This is a genomic window from Spirosoma migulaei (assembly GCF_054776855.1).
Genome location: NZ_BAAHBG010000019.1, coordinates 36,895 through 47,339 on the forward strand (window position 1 = coordinate 36,895; position 10,445 = coordinate 47,339).

The following is a 10,445-nucleotide window of genomic DNA, read 5'->3' on the forward strand; positions in this document are numbered from 1 at the left end:
GACTTTTTATAAACGCCGTACAACGACACAAGGCAAATTTTACAGTTTTAAACTGTAAAATTTGCCTTGTGTCGTTGTACGGCCTGCCCCCGCTAAGGGGTCGCCGAAGGCAATTAGACTAAAAATCTAAACTTTCCCCTGGTTGCATGGCCTGACCATTGTTATTCGCTCGTCCGTTACTTTGAGCAGGCATAATTGGTTGGGGAGCAATCGGTTTAGGTCTGATAGGTTCCAGAACTCCGCTCTGGTTAGGCCCTTGACGTTTGAATAGGCTTTCTACTTCATCTTGGATACGTAGAAAGTTTTGTTTTAAGTCATACGTTGTGACCTGTGTAACGGGGACTATCTCGGGTAAAGGCCTACTTTCCTGAATCTTGATTTGGGCTTTGAAACTGCTAAAATCCGACTCAACTAATTGGCCGTAAAACTCACCTGTATTCAGTTCTAACACATCCTGAATCCGCACTCGGCTACGCTGGGCGTAACTGCGGTTGATCATTTGACTCTGCGTTTGAACTGAATCCCGGCTGCTTTCACCCTGGCCCTGGGTGCGGTGCTCTACGTCTTCCATACCCCATAAGTCACTAATGTACTGCGCTGTTTCCCGGTGGCCGACTCGTCCATAAAACTGGTTGTTTAAGTTGGCTAACAAGGCATCTTTCTTGCTGCGCCCGTACATGTCCTCGATCTGGCTTAGATCCTGCGCGGCATAAACTGTAGCAATTTTGTTTTCTCGACCCGTGGCCGGCAACTGCTCGAAGCCAGGGATATATAGCGTTGGGGCTTCGTCTAGAATTACGGCCGATAGCGCTTTTCGCTGCTGGTTCATCTGCTTAATGGCGACGGTGGCTAATAGCGCCAAGACCGGCGAGAAGGTACTCGACAACGTGGGCGAATTACCTAAGACCAGGAAAGCCGGGTTGTTTGGATCGTTTAGGTTCAAGCTGAAATCATTCCCTGACAAGACCCAGACAATCTCTTTGCTGTTGATGCGTCGCAGCGCCGTTTGCAGCGTTGAGACTACGCCCGCTGTTTGGCCTTCGGCTTTCCGCTGTACCGATTCGCGTAAACTGGCGATAGTGCCCCGCGTTTCGGGATTTGTCGATAACAGGGCCACTACGTCCGCCGTGGGCTGAAAGGCTAAAGCCATTACGTGCGGTAAGGTGCAGTACTGCGGGTATTCTTCGCGTAAAAACCAAATTAGGGCGGTTAAATACGTTTGCGCTGAATCCACCCAGAAATCAGACTTCTTGATGGCTTCGGGCTTCAGATTGTACATGATCGACCGGGCGTACTCATCGGCGTGACTTTGGGTGGGCATTGTATCCGGGTGTAAGGGGTTGACCCGGTGGGAAAGCGTCAACTGCTCAAAGTTGACATAATAGATTGATTGCCCACGACCGGTCTGATTCGCTTCGGTGGCCACTCTGGCCAGACTGGGGAACTTGAAATCATACAGCAGTCCGGCGTAGCCTTGTTGAATAGTTTGCTGAATAATGGGTTCAATCAGGCTCTTGCTCTTCCCCGCTCCGGCTCCCCCAATGATGAGCACACCCCGAAACGGGTTAGTGATGTAGATCCGGGTAATAAGAGCGGTTTGAGTCAGGATGGTATACACACTATTTCGAATGCGCCGACCAGTGGCACTGGTGGGGCTGGTCTTGCCGATACCTATTTTCCTCTTGTTTTTCTTTATGTTTTCGTAAGCCCCTAAAAGGGCCATTCCTGCGGCTAACCAGGGAGTAAGCGAATGAGCGGGACCACCCAACAGTTGACTTTTATAAACACCCAGAAAGGTAAACGCTAGCCAGAGTACCCCCCAGCAGACGAGATAGGTAAATCCAGCGGTAAACAGCCAGACGAAAATGCGTCGGCCTAAAGATTCCTCTTCATTCATGATTTTAACGACTTAGCGAGTTGGATGAATTGTTGTTCTGTTCGTGTTGAATAGTTCGTTCGTGGGTGTGGGGTCTGTCTTGTTGGGCGGCATTCCGCTGAATTTGATCTTTGATCTGCTGCTCGCGGGCGGCTAAGCGGTCGGGCTGGTGTTCGGAGTGACTAGCCTTAGCGTGGGCAAACGTTTCAGTTAACTCCCGTTTATAGCCAAACTGCTGGTCAAAGCTGCGCTCGTTGGCCTGGATAAAATTCACCCGGTCAAAGCCATTGCCAATGGCTCCCCCGGCCTGACGGTGATTGGTCAAAGGGGAAAGGGACATACTGCGCTGCTGCTCCATTTCGCGTTCCTTGAAACGACTCACGATGACATGCACATGGGTTTGATCGCCTTCCTTGGGCTGGCCCTTTTGAGCAGTACCTTCCTGCACGGCTTTGTCCTCGTGGCTATAGCTGCGGCTGTGCTCGATCTTGGCAAACCAAACCAGGTCAGTGCTTTCAATCCCCTTTCCAAAATTGTGAGCGTAGTTCTCCATTACGCCCCTGGTAAACTCCCGTAATTTTTCCGGATCGTTGCCAATATGAGCGAGTTCCTTTTGACTCGGGTCAATGGTAAAGGTATAGAACCGGTCTTGGCCCGATTTCAGTCCCTGGGCGGCTCCGTTATGGTCGATGCTGGCCACCACATCTAACCCGGATACTTTGTCGCTTTGCGCCGAAAAGAAGTCCTCTCGCTGATGGGGGGCTAACTGATTATTCTCTTTCTCCAAGTAGTCCGCTAGGCGCTGACAACTCCCCGAGTTGGCCCCCTTGATGGGGCTGGAAAAATTAGTGACCATATGACTAGCTGCTGACGCCTACTTTCTCGGCAATGAGTCGAAGTCGTTCGTTCATCTTACGCAAGTGCTCCACCTTACCCACCCCACTGGCCGGGTCATCCATCTCATAAAGCTTCCGGCTGATTAAGATCAGTTCGTCCTTGATGGGTCGTAATTGCTCCTTCTCCTGCTGCTTGATAAAGCTGATCAGCCGCCGGTCAAGTGCCTTGATCGCGTCCGTTGGGTTGTCCGTTTTCGGGTCGCGGGGGTCGGCTTTGGTGGCTTTAAAATACTGGAGCATGGCCACGAGTAGCCCTTTCTTGGTCAGTCCATAACTCTTGGCGAGCCGAGCCATTTCATCGGCGAGTGGCTTGTCAATGCTTAGCGTAGTGTGCTCTAATATTGCCATAACAATTGTAAAATATATTGATAGTCAATAGGTTATAGATTTTTCATTGAATTTTCATTGCTAATATATAACATATATCATTGACTGTCAATACATTGCCCTGCGAGGCAAGCCTAAGAATGCTGCGTAGCGGCATTCCGGCTTGCTCTTTACCAAGACCGTACCACGCTGCACACCGTAGGGGGGCAATATGCCACGTGTCACGACGCCCGCCATAGGAGGGCAACTCACCGCGCTTCGACCTTACCGCTCAATTCGTACTATTTCGATCTGACCATGCTCGACTGTTAGATTCACCGAACGTTCACCCTTGGGTCGGGTTCGATGGACCACATTTTTCGGAATACTGAAAAGATGACCAGGGAGTAATTCAATCGTTTCCGTTTCCAGATCAATCAATAAAATGCCTTCCGTTACAATGAACGTTTCGTCTGAGTTGGGGTGATAATGCCAATAGTAATTCTCGGTCATCACACTCAACTTAACGACATGATCATTGACCGTAGCTAGGGTAAAGTTCGCATAGGGAGCCGTCACAGTCTGGGTTAATTGACCAAAATCCAGTCGTGTCAAAGAGGCAAGATTCATAAAGGATGGTAAGAATTTAGATAGCAAGTACTACATATAAAGTTACTACTTTCCATTCTAGCTCCCAGCGGAAATAGGTGAATAAGCCTGAGCTGTATCATCACAGTTTAGGCTTATTGCTAGAATTAGTTTACCTGCCTAACCGCTGCTGACGGTAAAGAATGATGTTCTTGGCGTGTGCAATGATCTGCTCATTCCATTGGATGGAATGCTCCAACCGATTGATTTCTTCATGCTCGCTCTGATCGAACCAGTACCGCGCTCCTGCGCTTAGCTCCGCTCGCTTCTGGGCGGCTAAAGCCTTTCGCTCCGCAATCCAGGCGGCGGTGTATTTCTTGTCCTCCTCGTGCCACTCAATAGTAATTAGTTCTCCAGCAATTGCTCGGCTTAGTTCGTCGGCCTGGCTCTTCCTGGAACCCTGACCAAACCAGTTAAAAAAACGCATATAAGTAAAGCTGTTTATGGTTAAGAATAGATAACGCAGTCGTTGCTCAAGAAAATAAGGAAGTGTGGACCAACCCGACGTAAGTGTGGACCAACGGGACAAAAGTGTGTACGAACCCGTTTTTTTTCGGGAACTCTATCGAATAGAAGTTAGTTAGGGGTCCGCTTCATGGGCTAAAACTCATGGCTTCTCGCTGAACAAGTACTCCATAAAGGTGGGTGATTGATGGATGTCATTAATGCCACATACGTGGTCGATTAAGTATTGATTGAATTCGAGAAATAAGCTTGGGTTCAAAGCTTCTAATTGAAAGGATTTGTCTTGCCCGTAGGCCATAAAGAGCTGGACTCTTTCCTGCTCAAACTGATCATATAACCGTTTACGAAGGGCACTATTTTCCAGACTGATCGGAATCGGATGGTACTGAGCTGAAATGTGTTTGAGCCGATTGATCGCCTGTTCCATCTCGGCGATTAAGGTTTCAGTAGGGGAATTACGTTGGGGTTCCATAGTTAAACCCATAGACATCACACGAATCAGAGATAGAATAAACAATACTCTATTAACTCGTTCGTGGCCTGAGAGGGCTGTAATGAGTTTGTAGACTAGACTAACGTTTATGGGCAGGCCGCTTTCAATCGGCGGGGAACCTTTCCCTTACCTCCTACCCTTATCCTATCAACCAACAACTGCTTCACGAGGCGAACTGATACGTATGAATCAACCTGAGTATACTGAAATTCCTGATACTTCTGACTCTACCTATTGGGAAGCCCAAGTTAGAGATAATCAGTTACGCAGCACCACCTTTGTACCTAGGGATAAGGAGCTACATGTACAACTAAAGAAGAAAGCCTGGGCTACGATTCAGGCCTCTTTAGGCCGCAACCGTAGACGCTAAATGCACTTTCTGGCTATAAGTCAAACGCAAACTACCAAGTTGCCTTAGAAATAGGTTTACAGCTTTATTTTTGGCGTCGTCTTTAACATAGGTTGGCTCTGAACGGCGGCAATTACTGGCTTAACGTTGTCCATATGCCAGGCATTATAATCTTTGAACCCTTCATACATATGGTTCATCGTGCCTACCGTCTGCGGCAATTCCAGGAACCGTTCAACCGTTTTATTGCCTGCTGGATCGTTCTGGTTCCACAACATTATCAGGTCAAAATAATGGCCATTGAGAAAATCCATCGCTTTGTTGACCATGCCGGTGCCGTTTAGGATCAGGAAGTTTTCGCCGGTCGGATCGATGTTTTTATTGGCCGTTAGGAATGTCCAGAAGTCCGGCGCTCCCTCGAAAATGTGCAATTTGTCCCGTTGCCGGTTTTCCTTGGTCGCTGGGAAAAAGCTGTAATCCTTATGGCCTACCGAAGTCTTGATATAGCTGTCATTGATCCGGGCGCGAACCTCGTACCCACCTGAATTATTAGGCAGGCCAATTCCGTACATCTTCCTCGTGGGCGCTGTCGTCGGGGCAAATACAATATCCCGGACATAGGGCGTTACAGCATGCGGATCTATGCCCCGACTGATCAGGTAAGAGGCTCCTTGTGTATATCCACCACGGGCGGCATGGACATGAAAATCATTGGCGGCAATCAGAGCGTAAGCGGGTAAATCGGGTGTCACGGGCAACCTATGCCGGATGGTGGGAAGCGAGTAAGCCATATGGCCGGTCGCTGTATCCAGATACGATAACGCCCCGGACACGTCGGTGCAATCGCCTAGGCGCATGGCCAGATCAATGATGTTGCCCCCTACCCCTTCGCCGTGGTCATACCAGGCTGCACCATCTTTAGACAGTACGAAACTGGCCGTATTCTCATTCCTGAAAGGCGATTTATACCACTTCCGCCCAACGCGTTCCCGGACGGGCTGATACCCTAGCTTTAGGAGCAGCTCGTCAATGGGGATCGATTTGGCGGTTTTGATGTCCATTTACTAGCGCCGAATAGGCTTAAAGGCTGAAAGACTATCTTTTTTTAAATGTTCTGAAAAGGATTTAATCTTTGATAGATTAAATTTTAGTGCATTAATACTATCGATCTTCGTTTTTTGAATAGCAAGCATTGAAGTTTTTTCTGTCTTCAATTTACCGATTTCTTCGTCTTTATCTTTTGCAGCGTTACTATAATACCAGCCAATCAATGCGGTTATTATGGCGACAATTACTGAGAAAATCGTCAGCCATTTGCTGTAAATCTTTAACTCATCTTCACGTAAATATTGAAGTCCGGGAAGCGTAATCTCGGCTTGGTAATTATAAGGTGAATTTTCATCATGGAGAAACATTAAGATACTGGGGCTAGAGTGTGGCACTTGGGGTCTAGCATCACGCCATTCTATATATTTTGCTTTTTCTAAATCATTTAGAAATTTATAAATCAAGGTCTCGTCTCTAAGACCTAATTTATTAAGTATACTATTTATATTTTTCTCCTCTATGTCCGCTCCCTCCTTTCTCAGATACCTTAGTAACTCAATTTGCTTATTCATGCTCGAATTTTAGCAATTATTTTCTATATTGCTAATAGGCGAAACGTTTTTATATGAATTTAGTAACATATGATCATGTATTTTAGCCGCCATTCTCTTTTCATTAGTTTTTCCACTGCTTTTTAGCAGTAATAAAGGTGTTCTTTTAATTAAAGGGTTTTTAGATAAAGGTTTGTGTGACAATTTAGCAGTAGCGTTTGAGATAAATTAGCAGTGGATGATGGTGACAAAATAACAGTGGATAAATGCTAAAAATCAGCCAGTTACGTATGTCATTGTGGATAAAATTACGAGTATACTGCGATTTTATCACAATTACTAACATATCGTACTGATTATCAGATAATTACAAGCCATATTTTGCTAAAAAACGCCATAACTGTGAGTTTGTCACACTTTAGGCGGTAACTCATTATTAAACAGACGTTTAGGTATTGGTGTTTGACTGAAATGCAGCATCAATCCGCGCGTCCCTTTTTCCTCAACACGTGCGTCCGTGTACAAGCTCTTAACCAACCGGTGCACCTTCTTAAAGTTGGATCGGAAATCAACCATGCGGTTGTAGTCGCCCCCAAATTGATCCTTGATTGTTTGCCAGCCGAGAAACTGCGGTTTATTGGGTTGTACCCGGTGCAATCGGTGCGCAAGAAACGTGTACCAGTCAATGGCTGTGGCGTTGTTTGACAGGGCTGTCAGGTGGCTCTTGGCCAGCGGTACGGCATGTTCCATCAAATTGTGAAAGTAAGCCTCTGACAGCTCGATTTGGCTAGGCCACAGCAACAGTTGCTCCGGGTTCTTTTCTGGGAATAGCGTAAACCCACTAACAAGGGGCATGTTGATGTTCTGCTGTCCCTCGGCCCCGTCGTAGGTCATACGCACAACGCAGGACGCTAAACGGCTCACTTGATCGCGCACAGCATTGACCTGGCTCCCACCCTCACTAAAGCCCATATAGCTGTTAAAGTCGGTCACGCTGTTGGCTGGCATCTCGATGATGCGATTTTGCGACTTGAGAGCGATTGTATTGAGCGTGGAGAGAATAATCCGGGCCTTCACCCCATACGGCAAGCCAAGATACTGTAATTCGTGTGTGACGGGGTTTCTGATGGGCATGGGCATCACGTAGAGGCTGAACTTGCCACTCTCGGCCTGCCATATCTCGTTCGGCGCTAGATCCGGCTCCCGGCGCGGCAAATAGCAATGCGCCATCACCGACGACTGAAACAGGATCTCACGGTCGTCCGGCTCTTCCTGATATGCTTCGTAAATCAGCTTAGTACGGCGTTTGGCAACCGGGGTTAGGTCTTTCTTGGTGCTCATTTCCGTGCTGATTTTAGTGCTGAATCCCGATCCAGTTTCTCCAACACAGCCTCGACAATCCAATCATGCGTCGATATGCCCAATTTGGGGCTACCGGGCTTGCGTGGGCGCGACGCTCGGAGCGCGTCGATCTGGCGAAGGATGCCTTTTGTAAGACGGGTGTTGATGTGCTTGGGCGCGTCGTCTGGTTCCGTATCGAAACTCTCGGTAGTCGGTTTACCGCCCTTGTTAACAACGGCGTCTATCTGGGCCTCAGTGGGCGTTTTACGCGGTGGTGGTGACAGGCTGACGGCCATATGTAGTTACATGGTTAAAGAGTTCGTCTATTTCGGCTACGGCTTTTTTGTCAGGGGTTTCAACCTCGGACACGGCAAGCCCCTTCGCCCCGGCGTTGGGGTATGCTTTCCGATTTTTAATGGCGTGGGGAACAAAGCCTAATTCAGCCATGCTGGCCAAGGCTTCGGATGTTTCCCGGTTATCGGCAGAGGTAATGTCAGCGCGGTTGAGGAACGAATGAACGATTAGTGGCTCCATCCGGGTCGCCTGGATTTCGCCAAGCATTTCGGTCAGCTTCGATAGCGTCCATACGTCGTGACTACGGGGCTGGATTGGGATCAAGGCTATGTCAGCTACAATCAGAGCTGCGCGCTGGCTGGTAGTATCCCTCCCACCGGTATCGATTACGATGTGGTCGTATTTGGATTTCATCGTCTCGACCTGTTTGCGTAGGTTGGCACCTATGAGCTGAACAAGCGTGTAACCAACGTTGCCTGCCAGCGTGTGTTCGCGCCAGGCGGTGAAGTCGCTGGCTGTACCTTGCTCGTCGGCATCAACCAGAAGCACGTCGGCTCCCTGTTTTGCCAACCAGACGGTCAGGTGTTCGCTAATGGTGCTGCGGCCTGAACCACCTTTGATACCACTTAGAACGAAGATCATTTTAGTATTGGTTTGGGTGCTGCAAGTACTACTTCTTTTTGCACAAAAACAAGCATATAAATAGTGCAGTAATTAGTACAAATTTCAGCACTGAAATTTGTACTAATTACTGCACTATTTATATGCTTGTTACCTATAAGATAATAATATTCATTTAAACGCTTTGTATAACTAATTTCATAGTATTGATAACCACACCGAAATCATTTCTATTACGCATTCACAGATAATTTGCTTTATTAGATATAGTATATACCAAAATAGCCGACATATTGTGTTATCTCAATAATATTTTGCCTATTTTCAATTTATTGAAATAATACACTACTTTTTATTTAATATTCAATACAAAGGGTTGGCAATTTGTGAAAACCAAAATCGGTCCAATTTTAAGCTATTTTTTAGATATACAATATTTTTAATATAATTTACTTCTAAAATGGCTTATAGTTAGTGCCTTCTAAGCGTTACGGTATTGATTTGAGTATAAGATACTAGGGTTAAGTTAGAATATTCCCACTGAAATGCATTATTCTAATAATATTTTGTTAGTTTCCAATTTGATGAAATAAAAATCTGTTCTATAGATAGTATACAATACAAAGGCTTGCTAATTAGCAAAAAACAAAATTTGATTGAACTATAGTTTATTGTTATATATAAAAATAGGAGCGAACATTACTTTTCGAGGTAATTCACAAGATAGAGTACCAAAATTAATAGTGTTTATTAAAGTCGTCAGGGTTTTTACTCACATTTAAAACTTCCCATAAGATGAGAAACACTTTAAAAGGTAGCGATGGAAGCAACGATTGCTTCAGGTGTCCTGAAGAAAAGCGCGTCTATTTATTCGTTCTTTCTCGAGTTCGAAGAATGAATGCTTGGTCAAATGATGATTGTAAAGAAATGGCATATGACATAACTATGGAAGCCGTCGTTGAACTGCTATTTGCAGAGAAACTATCGCCCCCTGTTATTGACAAATACGATTTTCTTATTGATACTGTAACAAAATATCTAAATCGAGTAAAGTTCAAACGTTTAGCAAAAAACAGAAAAAATTCAACAAATAAAGAGTTATTAAGCATATCAGTAAGTGAAAGTGCTATTATAAATGAACTAGACAGATCATTTATAACAAATGATCTGAGTATACGTGAAAAAACCTTAATTCAATTAAAAGATGAAGGATACAAAGGCCATGAAATTGCTTCACTAATGAGCACTTCTCCTGCTTCTATAAGCAGACTATTATATGCAATCAAAAAAAAATTTAATATAAAAAAATAACTAATATTTTCTCTTGCCGACACTGACACACTAAGGCCATTTATTAAGAATACCTCGGCCATTAGTGTGCCAGTGTTTCTATATATACAAAATAACTTTTTATAAATCTTATGAAAGAAAAAAGAAATTAATAAGCTATATATAAAACACAGCTGAACTTTCAAAAACTATTTAAATATGGTTATCAACAGTAAAATGAGCCTTGACGAACTAATTGATCTCGTCTTGACAGATAAATACTTGACTT

Annotated in this window: 12 protein-coding genes; 2 read left to right on the plus strand and 10 right to left on the minus strand. The window is 45.4% G+C overall.

Features of this window, described 5'->3' with window-relative positions:
• Positions 1 to 118: 118 nt before the first annotated feature.
• The 9 genes from ACYVGO_RS20660 to ACYVGO_RS20700 form a co-directional block, all read right to left on the minus strand.
• On the minus strand, positions 119 to 1,897 hold the full coding sequence (locus ACYVGO_RS20660) for a type IV secretory system conjugative DNA transfer family protein (RefSeq protein WP_460970890.1): 1,779 nt from the start codon (positions 1,895 to 1,897) through the stop codon (positions 119 to 121).
• Positions 1,898 to 1,901: 4 nt separating this feature from the next.
• On the minus strand, positions 1,902 to 2,732 hold the full coding sequence (locus ACYVGO_RS20665) for a DUF5712 family protein (RefSeq protein WP_460970891.1): 831 nt from the start codon (positions 2,730 to 2,732) through the stop codon (positions 1,902 to 1,904).
• A gap of 4 nt (positions 2,733 to 2,736) precedes the next feature.
• A complete protein-coding gene (locus ACYVGO_RS20670; protein ID WP_460970892.1) occupies positions 2,737 to 3,120 on the minus strand; it encodes a BfmA/BtgA family mobilization protein in 384 nt (127 codons plus the stop codon).
• Positions 3,121 to 3,363: 243 nt separating this feature from the next.
• Complete coding sequence (locus ACYVGO_RS20675; protein ID WP_460970893.1) at positions 3,364 to 3,708, minus strand: cupin domain-containing protein; 345 nt, start codon at positions 3,706 to 3,708, stop codon at positions 3,364 to 3,366.
• A 130-nt stretch (positions 3,709 to 3,838) separates the two neighbouring features.
• Entirely contained in the window at positions 3,839 to 4,255 is a 417-nt protein-coding gene (locus ACYVGO_RS20680) for a hypothetical protein (protein ID WP_460970894.1), read from the minus strand.
• A gap of 78 nt (positions 4,256 to 4,333) precedes the next feature.
• Positions 4,334 to 4,663 carry a hypothetical protein gene (locus tag ACYVGO_RS20685; protein WP_460970895.1) on the minus strand — a complete coding sequence of 110 codons (330 nt, stop codon included), beginning with the start codon at positions 4,661 to 4,663 and terminating at the stop codon, positions 4,334 to 4,336.
• A 447-nt stretch (positions 4,664 to 5,110) separates the two neighbouring features.
• Complete coding sequence (locus tag ACYVGO_RS20690; protein WP_460970896.1) at positions 5,111 to 6,094, minus strand: toprim domain-containing protein; 984 nt, start codon at positions 6,092 to 6,094, stop codon at positions 5,111 to 5,113.
• Positions 6,095 to 6,097: 3 nt separating this feature from the next.
• Positions 6,098 to 6,652: a hypothetical protein gene (locus ACYVGO_RS20695; RefSeq protein WP_460970897.1), complete on the minus strand. Its 555-nt coding sequence runs from the start codon at positions 6,650 to 6,652 to the stop codon at positions 6,098 to 6,100.
• A 390-nt stretch (positions 6,653 to 7,042) separates the two neighbouring features.
• Positions 7,043 to 8,035, minus strand: coding sequence for a replication protein RepA (locus tag ACYVGO_RS20700; RefSeq protein ID WP_460970898.1), 993 nt, complete (start codon positions 8,033 to 8,035; stop codon positions 7,043 to 7,045).
• 2 nt (positions 8,036 to 8,037) lie between these two features.
• On the opposite strand from ACYVGO_RS20700, the gene ACYVGO_RS20705 reads away from it, so the two are divergent.
• On the plus strand, positions 8,038 to 8,253 hold the full coding sequence (locus tag ACYVGO_RS20705) for a hypothetical protein (protein ID WP_460970899.1): 216 nt from the start codon (positions 8,038 to 8,040) through the stop codon (positions 8,251 to 8,253).
• Here ACYVGO_RS20705 and ACYVGO_RS20710 read toward each other — a convergent pair.
• Complete coding sequence (locus ACYVGO_RS20710) at positions 8,237 to 8,908, minus strand: AAA family ATPase (protein ID WP_460970900.1); 672 nt, start codon at positions 8,906 to 8,908, stop codon at positions 8,237 to 8,239. The genes ACYVGO_RS20705 and ACYVGO_RS20710 overlap by 17 nt on opposite strands.
• Before the next feature lie 774 nt (positions 8,909 to 9,682).
• Between ACYVGO_RS20710 and ACYVGO_RS20715 the strand changes: the two genes are divergently transcribed.
• On the plus strand, positions 9,683 to 10,198 hold the full coding sequence (locus ACYVGO_RS20715) for a sigma-70 RNA polymerase sigma factor region 4 domain-containing protein (RefSeq protein WP_460970901.1): 516 nt from the start codon (positions 9,683 to 9,685) through the stop codon (positions 10,196 to 10,198).
• Positions 10,199 to 10,445: the final 247 nt, after the last annotated feature.

What these genes read in the sequence shown, in the direction of transcription:
- ACYVGO_RS20675 (WP_460970893.1), bottom strand. Translation starts at nt 3,708, where the DNA reads ATGAATCTTGCCTCTTTGACACGACTGGATTTTGGTCAATTAACCCAG.
- ACYVGO_RS20695 (WP_460970897.1), bottom strand. Translation starts at nt 6,652, where the DNA reads ATGAATAAGCAAATTGAGTTACTAAGGTATCTGAGAAAGGAGGGAGCG.
- ACYVGO_RS20660 (WP_460970890.1), bottom strand. Translation starts at nt 1,897, where the DNA reads ATGAATGAAGAGGAATCTTTAGGCCGACGCATTTTCGTCTGGCTGTTT.
- ACYVGO_RS20665 (WP_460970891.1), bottom strand. Translation starts at nt 2,732, where the DNA reads ATGGTCACTAATTTTTCCAGCCCCATCAAGGGGGCCAACTCGGGGAGT.
- ACYVGO_RS20670 (WP_460970892.1), bottom strand. Translation starts at nt 3,120, where the DNA reads ATGGCAATATTAGAGCACACTACGCTAAGCATTGACAAGCCACTCGCC.
- ACYVGO_RS20710 (WP_460970900.1), bottom strand. Translation starts at nt 8,908, where the DNA reads ATGATCTTCGTTCTAAGTGGTATCAAAGGTGGTTCAGGCCGCAGCACC.
- ACYVGO_RS20685 (WP_460970895.1), bottom strand. Translation starts at nt 4,663, where the DNA reads ATGGAACCCCAACGTAATTCCCCTACTGAAACCTTAATCGCCGAGATG.
- ACYVGO_RS20690 (WP_460970896.1), bottom strand. Translation starts at nt 6,094, where the DNA reads ATGGACATCAAAACCGCCAAATCGATCCCCATTGACGAGCTGCTCCTA.
- ACYVGO_RS20705 (WP_460970899.1), top strand. Translation starts at nt 8,038, where the DNA reads ATGCGTCGATATGCCCAATTTGGGGCTACCGGGCTTGCGTGGGCGCGA.
- ACYVGO_RS20715 (WP_460970901.1), top strand. Translation starts at nt 9,683, where the DNA reads ATGAGAAACACTTTAAAAGGTAGCGATGGAAGCAACGATTGCTTCAGG.